The 13402-nt window shown below is 55.0% G+C and carries 20 protein-coding genes; all 20 read left to right on the forward strand.

Features of this window, described 5'->3' with window-relative positions; all coding sequences use genetic code 11:
• Positions 1 to 2: 2 nt before the first annotated feature.
• The 20 genes from DWV57_RS04430 to ruvA all read left to right on the forward strand — a co-directional run bounded on the left by DWV57_RS04430 (position 3) and on the right by ruvA (position 13402).
• Positions 3 to 206: a tail protein X gene (locus tag DWV57_RS04430; RefSeq protein WP_120020094.1), complete on the forward strand. Its 204-nt coding sequence runs from the start codon at positions 3 to 5 to the stop codon at positions 204 to 206.
• A 12-nt stretch (positions 207 to 218) separates the two neighbouring features.
• Positions 219 to 1223, forward strand: a complete 1005-nt coding sequence (locus DWV57_RS04435; protein ID WP_120020095.1) for a preprotein translocase subunit TatB — start codon at positions 219 to 221, stop codon at positions 1221 to 1223.
• Positions 1224 to 1227: 4 nt separating this feature from the next.
• Positions 1228 to 1866: a phage baseplate protein gene (locus tag DWV57_RS04440; RefSeq protein WP_120020096.1), complete on the forward strand. Its 639-nt coding sequence runs from the start codon at positions 1228 to 1230 to the stop codon at positions 1864 to 1866.
• A 12-nt stretch (positions 1867 to 1878) separates the two neighbouring features.
• Complete coding sequence (locus tag DWV57_RS04445) at positions 1879 to 2283, forward strand: phage tail protein (protein WP_120020097.1); 405 nt, start codon at positions 1879 to 1881, stop codon at positions 2281 to 2283.
• Positions 2280 to 2606 carry a lysozyme gene (locus tag DWV57_RS04450; RefSeq protein ID WP_120020098.1) on the forward strand — a complete coding sequence of 109 codons (327 nt, stop codon included), beginning with the start codon at positions 2280 to 2282 and terminating at the stop codon, positions 2604 to 2606. Before DWV57_RS04445 ends, DWV57_RS04450 begins: the two co-directional genes overlap by 4 nt.
• Entirely contained in the window at positions 2599 to 3780 is a 1182-nt protein-coding gene (locus DWV57_RS04455; protein WP_165853657.1) for a baseplate J/gp47 family protein, read from the forward strand. The genes DWV57_RS04450 and DWV57_RS04455 overlap by 8 nt, the downstream gene beginning before the upstream one ends.
• Positions 3773 to 4786 (forward strand): phage tail protein I, encoded by a 1014-nt coding sequence (locus tag DWV57_RS04460; RefSeq protein ID WP_120020100.1) that lies wholly within the window; start codon positions 3773 to 3775, stop codon positions 4784 to 4786. Before DWV57_RS04455 ends, DWV57_RS04460 begins: the two co-directional genes overlap by 8 nt.
• Before the next feature lie 54 nt (positions 4787 to 4840).
• Positions 4841 to 5200, forward strand: coding sequence for a hypothetical protein (locus DWV57_RS04465; protein ID WP_120020101.1), 360 nt, complete (start codon positions 4841 to 4843; stop codon positions 5198 to 5200).
• 20 nt (positions 5201 to 5220) lie between these two features.
• Positions 5221 to 5844, forward strand: coding sequence for a hypothetical protein (locus tag DWV57_RS04470; protein ID WP_120020102.1), 624 nt, complete (start codon positions 5221 to 5223; stop codon positions 5842 to 5844).
• A complete protein-coding gene (locus tag DWV57_RS04475) occupies positions 5844 to 6260 on the forward strand; it encodes a hypothetical protein (RefSeq protein WP_120020103.1) in 417 nt (138 codons plus the stop codon). Before DWV57_RS04470 ends, DWV57_RS04475 begins: the two co-directional genes overlap by 1 nt.
• A 14-nt stretch (positions 6261 to 6274) precedes the next feature.
• The gene (locus tag DWV57_RS04480; RefSeq protein ID WP_120020104.1) at positions 6275 to 7384 is read left to right on the forward strand and encodes a hypothetical protein; all 1110 of its coding nucleotides are present in this window, start codon (positions 6275 to 6277) and stop codon (positions 7382 to 7384) included.
• A gap of 100 nt (positions 7385 to 7484) precedes the next feature.
• On the forward strand, positions 7485 to 7889 hold the full coding sequence (locus DWV57_RS04485; protein ID WP_120020105.1) for a four helix bundle protein: 405 nt from the start codon (positions 7485 to 7487) through the stop codon (positions 7887 to 7889).
• 280 nt (positions 7890 to 8169) lie between these two features.
• Positions 8170 to 9387, forward strand: a complete 1218-nt coding sequence (locus DWV57_RS04490; RefSeq protein ID WP_207666237.1) for a reverse transcriptase/maturase family protein — start codon at positions 8170 to 8172, stop codon at positions 9385 to 9387.
• A complete protein-coding gene (locus tag DWV57_RS14435) occupies positions 9368 to 9538 on the forward strand; it encodes a hypothetical protein (RefSeq protein ID WP_165853658.1) in 171 nt (56 codons plus the stop codon). The genes DWV57_RS04490 and DWV57_RS14435 overlap by 20 nt, the downstream gene beginning before the upstream one ends.
• Positions 9528 to 9941 (forward strand): D-Ala-D-Ala carboxypeptidase family metallohydrolase, encoded by a 414-nt coding sequence (locus DWV57_RS04495; protein WP_120020106.1) that lies wholly within the window; start codon positions 9528 to 9530, stop codon positions 9939 to 9941. Before DWV57_RS14435 ends, DWV57_RS04495 begins: the two co-directional genes overlap by 11 nt.
• An 18-nt stretch (positions 9942 to 9959) precedes the next feature.
• Positions 9960 to 10361: a hypothetical protein gene (locus tag DWV57_RS04500; RefSeq protein ID WP_120020107.1), complete on the forward strand. Its 402-nt coding sequence runs from the start codon at positions 9960 to 9962 to the stop codon at positions 10359 to 10361.
• Positions 10362 to 10364: 3 nt separating this feature from the next.
• Positions 10365 to 10685 carry a hypothetical protein gene (locus tag DWV57_RS04505; RefSeq protein WP_120020108.1) on the forward strand — a complete coding sequence of 107 codons (321 nt, stop codon included), beginning with the start codon at positions 10365 to 10367 and terminating at the stop codon, positions 10683 to 10685.
• Positions 10686 to 10831: 146 nt separating this feature from the next.
• Positions 10832 to 11899 carry an IS30 family transposase gene (locus DWV57_RS04510; RefSeq protein WP_120020109.1) on the forward strand — a complete coding sequence of 356 codons (1068 nt, stop codon included), beginning with the start codon at positions 10832 to 10834 and terminating at the stop codon, positions 11897 to 11899.
• A 271-nt stretch (positions 11900 to 12170) separates the two neighbouring features.
• A complete protein-coding gene (gene ruvC / locus DWV57_RS04515; RefSeq protein WP_005943476.1) occupies positions 12171 to 12683 on the forward strand; it encodes a crossover junction endodeoxyribonuclease RuvC in 513 nt (170 codons plus the stop codon).
• 107 nt (positions 12684 to 12790) lie between these two features.
• On the forward strand, positions 12791 to 13402 hold the full coding sequence (ruvA, locus tag DWV57_RS04520; RefSeq protein ID WP_097776958.1) for a Holliday junction branch migration protein RuvA: 612 nt from the start codon (positions 12791 to 12793) through the stop codon (positions 13400 to 13402).

The following is a 13402-nucleotide window of genomic DNA, read 5'->3' on the forward strand; positions in this document are numbered from 1 at the left end:
TGATGGCGTACACGACAAAGAGCGGCGACACTTGGGACGGCATTGCGAAATCCGTCTACGGTGACGAGCTGAAAGCCGATGTGCTGATGGCCGCAAACCGGGAGTACATCGAGATTTACAGATTCGATTCCGGCGTTGAGCTGGTCACGCCGGACATTGAAGAAGAGATGGCGGCAAACGATAACCTGCCGCCGTGGAAAAGGTAGGTGGTGATATATATGATTGCGATTCAGCCCAGAAAAACGATCCTGAAATTGGAGTACAACGACACCGATATTTCCGGGGACATTTCCGGGGATGTGGAAAGCTTCACCTATAACGACCGGGGAGCAGATTCGAGCGACAGCATTTCCATAAAGGTAAACGCGGTGGATGATAAGTGGATCAACTCGTGGTTGCCGGATAAGGAAGCTGTGCTACACCCGACACTCTGCACGAAAAACTGGATCGTGCAGGGTGACAGCACCCCGCTTGACTGCGGGACGCTGGTGGTGGACGATCTCAGCTATTCCGCTGGGCCGTGTGTGCTGACCATCGGCGCGGTGGCCCGTCCGAACGGAACGAGCTTTCACGAAAAAAACCAAGAGTGCGTCTGGAAAAAGACCTCCATCAAGCGCATCGCTCAGACCATTGCCGACCGGTACGGGCTGGGGTGCAGCATGGATGCCGAGGACGTGGACATTGCGTTGAAAGAGCAGGACGACACGGATAGTTCGTTCCTGCAAAAACTTTGCAGCACCTATGGCCTGATCCTCAAAACCTACCGAAGCAAAATCTGGATTTTTGATCGTGAGCAGTACAAGAAAAAGGATGCAGTAGCAACCTTTACCCCGGCGGACATTGTGCCTAACTCTTTGAGCTGGAACACAACGCTTTCCGGGACGTACACCGGCGGAGAGTTCACCTACTCGAACCAAAAAAAGAAAGTCAACATCAAGGTCACAATCGGTACTGCCGACAGGATGCTGAAACTGAACCAGTATGCGTCCAGCGAAGCGGACGCAAAAAGGCAGCTTCAAGCGGCCATCGACAACAAGAACCATTCGGCCACGACCATTTCTTTTTCGACGATGGGAAACCTGAGTCTGTGTTCGACCATGTGCATCAATATAAAGGGACTAGGGAAACTGAACGGGAAGTATTACATGGACACCGTGAGCCACACGCTGAACAAATCTTCCGGTCTGGTGACGAAAGTTTCTGCAAGCAGAGTGGGAGGGTAACAGCATGAGCAGCGTTATCCGAATTGGCTCTGTGTCCAAGGTGAACTACGAGGACGGAACCATTGAGGTTACATACGAGGATCGCGCCGATTCGGTCACGGATGAAATCTGCATGGTTTCCAATGCCATGTACCGGATGCCGGTCGTAGGCAAGCTGGTCTGCGTCCTCCACAACTCCGACAGTCAGGAAATGGGAACGTGCATCGGCACGATCTGGAATGAGGACAACAAGCCCGTCGAGGGCAAGAAAGGCCGCTACCGGCACGACTACAACGACGAGCAGGGAAAAGCATTTGAGCAGTACGACGGCGACACCGGCGACTACACGGAAACCATCGACGGCAATGTGAAAGAAACCGTTGGGAAGAACGTGGAGTACACCGTCAAGGGTGACATGACTTTCAAGGTGGGAAGTTCCACCGTAAAGGTGTGTCAGAACGGAACGGTTGAGATCAAGGGCGTTACGCTGAACTTCAACGGAACGACGGTGAACATCAAGGGATCGACCGTGAATATCTCTGGTGGCTCCGGCGATTGCAAGATCAACGGCATTTCTCTGGTAAACCACAAGCACACTCATTCTGGTGCGGCCACGGCTGGCCCGTATGTTGTTGCTGGCGAAACCGGAACTCCGACACCGTAAGGGGGTGATCCTATGGCATGGGGAAGCATTGGATGCTATGCGGGACTGATATTTACGGTATCAAGTTGGCGCGTCTTGACACCTGACAATATCACCGGGAGTACATCAAGCAACTGGGCCACGCACAGTGTAATCGGCGGCAAAGACAAGAGCGAGTACACGGGGCCGGGTTTGAAGTCGTACCAGTTTGAAATCCAGTTGGTTTCAAAGCTGGGCGTGAACCCGCGCAAAATCTTTGACGCACTCATGAAGCACTGTGAAGCTGGAACGATTGACTACTTCATCCTGAACAACAAACCTATGTCGCAGAATCCGTTCAAGTTGACAAAGGTGACGACGGGATGGGGTGCGGTGCATCGTTTCTGGGGACTGAAAGACGGTAAGGTTACTTTGACGTTGGAGGAATACGCACCGTGAGCGACGATATGGAAACTATGACGCTTGGCGGCTTCGACGTTGAGATTGAGCCGTCTGGCAAAACCGAAGAACTGGATATTTACAACTGTCTGCTGACACTCTATGGCAGCAAAGAGGGAGAACAAGCCCTTGACCGGGAGTTTGGCTTGAACATGGAATGTTTGAGTTTGCCCGCCGAAGCTGCACAGGCGATGCTTACAGCAGAGATCATTCGCAAAACAAAGAAGTACGAGCCGCGGGCAGAAGTGCTGGAAGTGCAGTATGAAACGAGCCACAGCCAGCAAGGACGCATCCGGCCAAAGGTGGTGGTGCAGATTGTCTAACATTGCTGAGTTTGCCGATATACCGGAGTACAGCGTTACCGGAAACCTTACGTTGCAGGATGTAAGCAATCTGGTGACGGAAATCTATACCCGGAACTATAAGGCCGTGAACGGTACGGCCCCGCCCCTGAACAAAGCAGACCCGATTATGCTTACCCTGAAAAGCATGACGGAGCTGTACTACATGATGATTCAGATTGCGGAGAAGCGCACCCGCTGTGCGCTGCTGAAAACAGCGACCGGCGCAGAGCTGGACAACATGGGCTTGCCGTTTGGCGTGAAGCGCACCCCGGCAACCTATGCAACGGTGACGGTTCGCTTTACGCTGTCTGCCGTTCAGAAAACCGTTGCCATGATCCCGCAAGGAACCCGCGTCAGAACTGCCGCGGGTGTTTATTTTGCCACAATGGACTATGCACAGATCGACATTGGCAAGACCTATGTGGATGTGCTGGCACAGGCCGAAGTGGTAGGCGCGGGCGGCAACGACATTCCGCCCGGTGTTGTTGATACACTGGTTGATGCCATTCCGTATGTGGCGGCGGTGGAGAACACCGACACCAGCAGCGGCGGCGCAGACGTGGAGAGCGACGACAGCCTGACCCGCAGAATTTGGCTTTCTCCTACGACCTACTCCTGCGCTGGCCCCAAGGACGCTTACGAGTTCTGGGCTATGTCGTTCCGGTCGGACGTGGAGAGCGCAATCGCTGTCAGCCCGCGGAATGTTGCTTGTACGGTCTACATCTTCTTCATGCTGACCGGCGGCAAGATGCCGAGTGAAAAGGATATGACCGAAATGCAAACGTATCTGATGAACGAAGCCCGCCGCCCCATGACAGACCTTGTAATCTGCAAGGCCCCGGAGGAAGTGGAGTATTCCATTGACTTCACCTATTACATCGGTTCTGGTAATTCCAAGGGCGCAAGCATCGTTCAGGAGAACGTCGCCAAGGCCGTGGAAGAGTTTCAGGTGTGGCAGCGTTCCATTGGGAGGGATATTAACCCGTTGGAGCTGGCTTCCCGTCTGCGGGCAGCGGGCGTAAAACGGGTGGAGTTGCGCCAGCCGGTCTACAAGGTGGTCGAGAACGGGACTGATTCAGGGGAAGCCGTTGTGCAGATTCCGAAACTGAGCGGAACGCCGACGATCATCTACGGAGGTATCGAGGATGATTAACCTGCGGGACGCAAGGATCACGGACGGCCTGCCGCGGATTGTTGCAGAACAGCCGTGGGCGCAAGTCCTGTCCGCTGTCTACGGAGAATTGCAAGACCGGATGTTTGAATATCTCGACACGGGCATGACGTTCTCCGAAGTGGACACCTGCGACGAGGGTGTGCTGGATCAGATGGCCGTTTACCTCAAAATCGAGTGGTACGACTCCACCGCCGACGTGGAAACGAAGCGGAGAATCGTCCGAACGGCGATTGAGATTCAGCGGTACGCCGGTACGGTCAAAGCCGTCCGGGAACAGGCAAGTGCCGTGTACCCTGATTCCGAGGTAGAAGAGTGGTTCGACTACGGCGGCACTCCGGGCTTCTGGCGGCTGAACGTCAACATTACGGAAGCGGCGGCGCAGTATCACACCATCCGGGAAATGGAGGATTTGCTGGGCTACACCAAACGCCTGTCTGCTCACCTTGAACAGATCAGCTACATGGTGCGGCACAGCATCGGCGTTGGCGTGATGGTGGAGTGCATGGCTTACAAAGTGCCGGAGTGCGGTATTCCGTACTGCGGAACATACTGGAAGCCTGCCCAACTGGGCTACTCGACCGGCGCAGAGCTGGACGCAGCGGCGAACACCGGAGTGTTCCTTGCGTTCCCGAAAATCACCGGCACAATCCCGGAGGTGGCGACGAAAGGTTGGAGCGCAGGACAAGAGCTGCAAACCACCCCGGCGGTGGATGGCTACTCCATCACCCCGGCGGAAACCGGTAGCGGCGTGACCGGCGACCTGCCCGTTACCAGCACAAAGGGCTACACCGCCAATATGCCGCTTTACTCTGAAACCAGAGTGGAAGCATTCACCGGAAGTCCGGGAGAAGCGGGCGATTCGACCACCGGAACAAAGCCGAGCGCGGCAACGCTGGGAACCAGCGCAGCGGCCACGGCGGGCGGTCAGGTGAAAGTCGAAGCGTTCAAGATCACGCCGCGTGTCTGCGGCAAGACCTACCTGTAACAAGCTGCAACAGCCCGCAAGGGCTTTTTCTTTTGCAGAGAAAGGAGAAAGAGGATGGCTTTTTTTACGGATAATTTTCTGAATAACCGCCGCGCTGAACTGCTGCGGGCGGTCACTCGCTTCCAGTACCAGCTCAACAAGAGCACTTGGGTTGATGGCGAGATCAACAGCAAGGAGATTGCCGGGACTGCCGTGGTGGTCTATGTCAATGCACCGAGTTCCGGTGCAAAGGACACGATCACCGGTGTGCGCGTCTACGACAACAACGGTGTGCTGGCCGGGAGCCAGAGCGTGAGCCTGTCCCGTGACAGCATCAACGCCGGTCTGTTGCGGTTTACGTTCCCGCTGATCGAGGTCGAACCCGAAGTGCTGCGGCTGGCGGAAGCAAACGCAGAACTGGAAAAGACTTTCTGAGCAAGGAGGGATAGAAGAAAATGCTGATGTTTAAGAGAACCTTTTGGCGCAACCATGTTGAGGATCAGGACGGCAAGGTTATCCAGCAGGGTACATTGCTGGAACAGGATCAGTTCAACCGTATGGAGGTTGGTATCTCTGATTCCAACATGGCGGCGAACATCATCCACATTATGTTGCTCTGGTTCGGTCGTCGTCTGGGTGTGCTGGAAACGTCCAGCAACAGCCACGACACCGACATTGCCAGCATCAAGACCCTGAACGGCCAGCAGGACACCCGGCTGGCCGCACTGGAAAAGACCACCGGCAGTCACACTACGGACATTGCCAGCATGAAGAACACCGACACGCAGCAGAACAGCCGCTTGTCTGCGCTGGAACCGGAGGTGGCGGCAGAAGTCAAAGAGGTGACGCTGAAAAACGGCAGCAAGTGGCCGTTCGGGATCAACGAGGTCAGCGTGGGACTGGCAAAGACCCGAAAGAATGCCAACTATGGCGTGGACGTGTACGTTAAGAGCTACACCGGCGGGCGGCTAGGGGACATTACCGTGTCCGGTAAGCTGACCAACGGTTTCAAGCTGAAACATGACGGCTCTGCTCAGACCGTCGTGGTCGTTGTGAGAGTAACGGGAGGTATGAACTGATGAATGTTATCGAACTGAACGAGGGCAGAAAGGTTGAGTATGAGCTGCGCGGCACGAAGCTGGACTTCGCAGACGGCACTCTGACCATGAACCTTGCCAAGTACCAGCGTGACTACCCTGTGACCAAGACCATCACCGGCGATGCCGAGGGCAATCTGCTAATCGACGGCAGCGACAGCCGCTTCTATGTCGCAGAGGTAGAAATCCCCGCAATCGAGTATGAGGACGTGGAGGTTGAGGGCGAAGCCGAAAACGCTACCATGACCGAAGCTGTGGAGGGTGAAACCGAAGCAGCAGAGGACACCACGGCGGAAGATACCGCCAACAAGACCCACATCGAGCGCAAGGCCAAGCCGCTGAACACCGACGACGTGACCCTGCGCCTGTGGTCTATCGAAGATTTTGACATTCTGTAAGGGAGGAAAAGACTATGGCAACTAACTTTGATGCTACCCGCCTTGCGGTGCAGACTGCATTCCCCACCAATGACCTGCTCTTTGACGACAAGGAAATGCCGTCCATCCATGTGTTTATCCCGAAGTTCCGCCTGTGCGATGTGCTGTCCACCCAGAGCACCGAAACTCACCCGGCGTTCATCGTGAACGGCAAGGAGATTGACGGCTTCTGGTTTGGCAAGTATCAGAGCACCTGCACCGACACTGGCCGTGCATACAGCCTGCCCGCCGAAGACCCCACCGTGTCCCATCCGCTTGACTGGTTTGTGACCCAGACCAACGCCAAGGGCGCGGGCTGGCACGAGATCAGCAATGCAGAGTGGGCGGCGGTCGCGCTGTGGTGTCACAAGCACGGCTGTGAGCCGAAAGGCAACAACAACTACGGCAAGGATAGCTCCGAAACCTACTACGAAGCAATCCCTGTCCCCGGTGTGCAGGACAACGGCAAGACCGCCCGCGTCCGTACCGGCACTGGCCCGCTGACGTGGAGCCACAACGGACGCATGGACGGTATCTGGGATATGAATGGTAATATCTGGGAGTGGTGCATCGGTCTGCGTCTGGTCAAGGGCGAGTTGCAGATCATCCCCAACAACAACGCCGCCGACAACAGCGTGAGCAACAGTGCATCCAGCAACGCATGGCGGGCAATCAAGGCCAGCGATGGCTCTCTGGTCGCTCCTGACGGCAACGGCACGACCACGGGGACCATCAAGCTGAACCGAGTGAACAATCACTGGGAGTGGGATACCACGATCAGCGATTCCAAGGACGAGAGCCGCAGTGCAGCGTTCAAGGACACCACGGCTGCGGCCAGCGTTGGCGATGCTGCAAAGCTGATCCTTATGTCCCTTGCTCTGATGCCGGACACCGCGCTGACCGGTGATGGCATTGATGTAAACTACGGCAACGATTACTTCTGGGCGAACAACGCAGCGGATGAGCGGTGTCCGATCCGCGGCGGCCGCTGGATCAGTGGCGAGGGTGCTGGCGTGTTCTACTTGGACCTCGGCAATCCGCGCTCTGCTTCGTGGACGAGCTACGGGGGCCGTTCCGCTTTTGTAAAGCTGCCAGCAGAAGCCTGATAAGCTGATGGTCTGCGCGGTAGCGCAGACCAAAGCAAAAATAGAACATAAGGCGCGGTGGGCCAGCGGCCCGCCGCGCTGATTTTTGGAGGTGTTGACTGTGCCGAACGCAGAAGCCGAAGTGCCGCCCCAGCAGGGCGACAAAAAGAAAAAGCCTGAACCGTTCCATTTGGCGGAGAAAATCGGAGAAATGGTTGACTATGGCTACCCGCTCACAATGAGCTTTCCTCGGAAAGACCGTGAGCTGGCTGATGAACTTCGCAGAAGTATGTTGGCAATTCTCCGGTACAGCGTTGAGATAGACCGGCGATATTTCAAAAAGACCACCACGCAAAATATGGACGTGGAGCTGGCCGTATTGAGAAAGTTTGTCCGGCTGGCGGCGAGTAAGGATTTACACGGGGGCAAGTACCCGCCGCCCTTGACGATGCACCAGTATGAAACGTGGGCGAAATTCAACGATGAAATAGGCAGGCTGTTGGGCGGCTACATTGCTTCGCTCTAAAGCCTGCCGTTTTCATACGGGAACGGGTTATTTACGGCGTGTCCGATCCGCGGCGGCAACTGGAACAATGGCGAGAGTGCAGGCGTGTTCAACTTGAACCTCAACAATCCGCGCTCTAATTCGTGGACGAACAACGGGGGCCGTTCCGCTTTACACCACAAGAACATTTTTGTTCGGCGGGATTCCACGCCGGATATGGGGGCTGTGATCTACGGGTCGCAGTCGGTGTGTGGGTCTAAAGGAAGCCGTTTCCGTTCCGGTCAGCACGACCGGAAAAAATATGTATTGCCGCGAAAACGGAAACGCTACGCGCGGCGCGGTGGAATTGAGGGCAGAAATGCCAAACGAAATAAACACGATTCAAAATGCGTGGAATGTGATCTGCGAGTTTGAATACCTCGTAGAAGCTGACCACTCAGCCCGCAAGGGCAAACGATACCGGGCGGAAGTGCTGGCGTTTACTGCAAATCTGGAACACAATCTGTTTCAGATTCAAGAGCAGATGATCGCCGTGGACTGTCCGCTCGGCCCATACCGGAAACTGTGGGTGTCCGTGCCGAAGAAGCGGTTAGTGATGGCCTTGCCATACCCTGACCGGATCGTGCAATGGTCACTGTACCAATACCTCAATCCGATTTACGACCGGCTATTTATTGAGGACTCCTATGCCTGTCGCAAAGGCAAGGGAAGCCACAAGGCCGCAGCACGGTTACAATACTGGATGCGGCAAGTAGACCGGAAACCGGGGCCGGGATGGTACTACCTGAAACTGGATATAAGCAAGTTCTTTTACCGTGTGAACCATGCGAAGCTACTGAAAATTTTGGCAAAGCGTATCAAAGACCCGGAGTTGATGAAGTTCCTCGGAAGCGTTGTAAACAGCAGAGCAGAGCCGTTCGGGTTGCCCCGCGGCAAAGCCCCGCAAGATACCCCGCCGGAGGAATGGTTGTACGATGTGGGGATGCCGATAGGCAATCTCACTTCTCAACTCTTCGCCAATATTTACATGAACGAACTTGACCAGTATTGCAAGCACGTTCTGAAAATCCACTACTACATCCGGTACATGGACGACATTGTAATCCTTGGGGAGAACAAGGAAACCTTGCACGAGTGGAAAGAGAAGATCGAAACATTCCTGCATGAAGAGTTGGAGCTTGACCTGAACAATAAAACCTGCATCCGACCGGTGCGGATGGGCGTGGAGTTTGTTGGTGTGCGCATTTGGCCCACCTACATGAAGCTGCGCAAAAGCACGGTTGGCCGGTTGAAACGGGAGGTCAAGAAAATATCAGAGCTTTACGCTTCCGGGCAGATGGATGAAGAAGCGTTCAAACGCCGTGTTGCCAGTATTAAGGGGCTGCTGGAACACACGGAGAGTGAGAGTCTACGGTGGCGGCTGAACCAGATTTATCTTGATACTGTACGGAAGTACGGAAAGACAGACCCAGAGGAAACGCTCTGGAAAGGAAAGAACGATGGAAAGAAAGTGGCCTGATCTGTGCGAAACGCTGCTCGGTAAGCTGGAAGCGGCGGGAGTAGACACGACCGCAGAACGCGGAGAGTTTGCCGTGCTGTACGCTGAGTGCTGCGCGGGCGGCTGTGGTAAGGCATTGAGCCGGAAAGGGAAAAAAGAAAATGGCAATTAACGCATATTCGCTGGCAAAGGATGGGGGCAAGAAACTGTCTGCAAACTTTACCGTGAAAGAGTTTCGTTGTAAGGATGGGACTGATCCCATCTTTATTGATAACGCTCTTGTGAAGCTGTTGCAGAATATCCGGGATCACTTCGGAAAGGCCGTGACGATCACAAGCGCATATCGCACTGCCGCCCACAACAAGGCGGTCAAGGGCGCAACGTATAGCCAGCATTGCTACGGCATGGCGGCAGATATTCGGGTGCAGGGCGTGGCCGTAGAAACGGTTGCGGCCTACGCCGAAACTCTGCTGAAAGATACCGGCGGCATTGGACGTTATCCCGTGAAGAACGGTCGCCCTGCTGGTTGGGTACATATCGACACCCGTGCGGTAAAGAGCCGTTGGGTTGGTTAAGAGTAGGAGGAAAACAGTATGGAGAACATTCTGAAAGTTTTTCTGATGGCATTCCCTGAATGGCTGGCTGTCATCTTTATGGTGGTTGGCCTTGTGGTCACGGCACTGGCGGCGGTACGTCTGGGCTATGGCCTTGTTGTCGCAAAGACCGTGTACAAGTGGATCGTCAACGCAGAAGAAAAGTTCGGTAGCGGCGCGGGCGCAGAAAAGAAAGCTCACGTCATTGCCGTACTGCGTGGGTATACCCCCGACTGGCTGGACTGGGCGATCAATGAGCGGACGCTGGACTGGATCGTGCAGATCGTGTTCAACTTCACCAAGAAGAAGCTCGAAGATTACATGGAAAAGAAATCCGCAGAAACCACTACTGTGGCCCACTTCGGTAACGTGGGGGAGGACAACAAGAATCGCAAGGAGTAAACGATGCTGGAATTTATCGTCAAATACTGGGCGCAATGGCTTTTCGGCATCGTGGCGGCAGGTCTGACCGCTGCATACCGTAATCTCTCCAAGAAGATCAAGGCACAGAAAGAGGAAAACAAGGCAATCAAAAACGGTCTGCTGGCAATTCTCCACGACCGGCTGTATCAGGCGTGTACCCATTACATCGAGAAAGGGTACATCGACCTGCCCGGTTTGAAGAACATTGAATACCTCTATAAGAGTTATCACGCTCTGGGAGGTAACGGAACCGGAACTGAATTGTATACGAGAGCAAAGGCACTCCCCATCCGGGACGACTGAGCTAAACTACATCCCCGCTGGTGATCCTACCCGGATCGCTGGCGGGGATTTTTTTGTTGCCCTGCGGTGGCACCGTTGACAAAACGCCAAAAGTCGGTTACATTTGAAATACGAAACAAAGCGACAAAGAAAGGAGGAAAAATAACGTGCGAAGATTCAAACATCTAACATGGACAGACCGGCTTCGGATCGAGAAGTGGCTGAACGAGGGCATGAAACCAAAGGACATTGCCAGCAAATTGCGGGTGCATATCTCCACGGTGTACAATGAGCTACACCGCGGGGAGTATCAGCGGCTGGTGGGCGATACATGGGAGTTTGTGAGCGCGTACAGCCCGGACATTGCGGAGCAGAAATACCAAGCGCACCTGCGGGACAAAGGCCCAGCCCTGAAAATCGGCAAGGATCACGAGCTTGCAAACTACATCGAAACCACAATCCTGAATAAAGAGTGCAGCCCGGCGGCGGTGTTCGGATATGCGCAGCAGGAGGGCAAGCAGTTCAAGACGAGCGTTTCTGTGCAGACGGTATACCACTATATAAAGAAAGGCTTGTTCCTGAATCTCACTCAAGAAGAACTGCCACGGCACGGGAAACACAAGCAGGCATATAAGAAAGTCTGCAAGAAAGAAGCTGCTCGCGCCCCGGCGGGGGAGAGCATCGAACAGCGGCCCCCGGAAGTGAAAGAACGGCAGGAGTTCGGACACTGGGAGGGCGACACGGTGTATAGCGGCAAGGGAAAAGTAAAGACGACCTGTGCGCTGTTCACCATGACGGAGCGTAAGACGCGCAACGAGATTATAATAGGAGTTCCGAACCGCAAGGCAGAAACCATTGTGAAAGCGGTTGACGCGCTGGAAAGGAAGCTGGGCGCAAGGAAGTTCCGGCTGATCTTCAAGAGCATCACGTTTGACAATGGCACAGAATTTGCGGCGGCGGATATGCTGGAACGGTCGTGCATCAACAAGACGATCCCGCGGACAAAGGTTTACTTCTGCCATCCCTATTCTTCATGGGAGCGCGGCAGCAATGAACACGTCAACGGCATGATTCGCAGGAAGCACCCGAAAGGTACGGACTTTTCAAAGGTTTCCAAAGAGCAGTTGGCGGAGACAGAGAAGTGGATCAATGAGTACCCGCGAAAAATCTTCGGGTACAAGAGCAGCGCGATCATGTTCCAACAGTGTTTGAATGAACTTGGCATAGCCATGTAAGAAAAGTGCAACACCACACCCCAAAAGAAAGCGTGGTAATAAAGAAAATACGGCGAACAGAATAGATCAAAGGTTGGCTGCAAGAAAAGTGAAACCTTGACGGCCTATTTGTATTGTTTCAAAATGAACAGAAATCTTTCTGAATTTTTGTAGAATTTAATGGTTGACTTCCGAGGCGGCGGCATGCGAAAGGTTTTCTGTTGCTCACACTGTTTTGTTGTGATATAATAATAAAGTTATAATAGGAATAGTATCGGAAGGTATTTGCAGCATGAGAGTTTTGGGCATCGACCCCGGCTACGCCATCGTGGGCTGGGGCGTGGTGGATTACGCAGGCAACCGGTTTGCGCCGGTGGATTTCGGTGCGGTGTGCACCGACGCGGGCGTGCCGTTCGAGCGCCGTCTGGACGAGGTGTATGCAGGCATCAAAGAGGTGATCGAGCGCACCCGGCCCGAGGTGCTTGCCATCGAAAAGCTGTTCTACCAGCACAATCAGACCACGGTCATCGGCGTGGCAGAAGCCCGCGGCGTGATCCTGCTGGCGGCAGCGCAGGCAGGCCTGCCCATCTACGAGTACACCCCCATGCAGGTAAAGCAGGCTGTTACCGGTTACGGCAAGGCCGTGAAAAAGCAGGTGCAGGAGATGACCCGCGTGCTGCTGCATCTGCCCGCCGTGCCAAAGCCGGACGATACCGCCGATGCGCTGGCAATGGCCATCACCTTCTGCCACACCAACGGCAACCAGCTCAACCGCTTTGTCCGCCGTGTGGCCGGGCCGATCTGACCCTCTCACCGGTTCCGTCCGCCTGCAGCGGCGCGGCACCGGAGTTCTCCCGAAGGGCGAGCTGAACAGAGGAAAATTTGCCGACACAGAAACGGAGAGGGTTTTAAATGATCTACTGTCTGACAGGAAAAATCGTCAAAAAAAACATGAACGCAGTGGTGCTCAGCTGCGGCGGTGTAGGCTACTATGCCCAGTGCCCGGCCAGCGTGGCCGGGGCCTTACCCGGCGTGGGCAAGGAAGCCACCATTTATACCGTGATGAGCGTCACCGAGAACGATGTGAGCCTCTACGGCTTTGCCACTGAGGAGCAGCAGGCCTGCTTTGAGATGCTGACCGCCGTGTCCGGCGTGGGGCCTAAGGTGGGCCTTGCCATCCTGAGCGTGATGGAGCCGGACCGCGTGGCACTGGCGATCTCGGCGGGGGACCACAAGGCGTTCAAGGCGGCTTCCGGCGTGGGGCCGAAGCTTGCACAGCGCATCGTGCTGGAGCTGAAGGATAAGGTCGCCAAGGGCTTTGTGGACGGCATCTCGCTGGAGGATGTGGCAGGTGCTTTTGCCGACACACAGGCTTCTCAGGGCAGCAGTCAGGCCATTGCGGCGCTGGTGTCGCTGGGGTACAGCCAGAGCGAAGCAGCGCTTGCCGTTTCCAAGATCGACGCGGCATTGCCCGTGGAAGAGATCATCAAACTGGCCTTGCGCAGCATGGCAGGCAGGAGGTAA

It is taken from the genome of Faecalibacterium sp. AF10-46 (genome assembly GCF_003604105.1).
GTDB classification, from domain to species: Bacteria; Bacillota; Clostridia; order Oscillospirales; family Ruminococcaceae; genus Faecalibacterium; species Faecalibacterium taiwanense.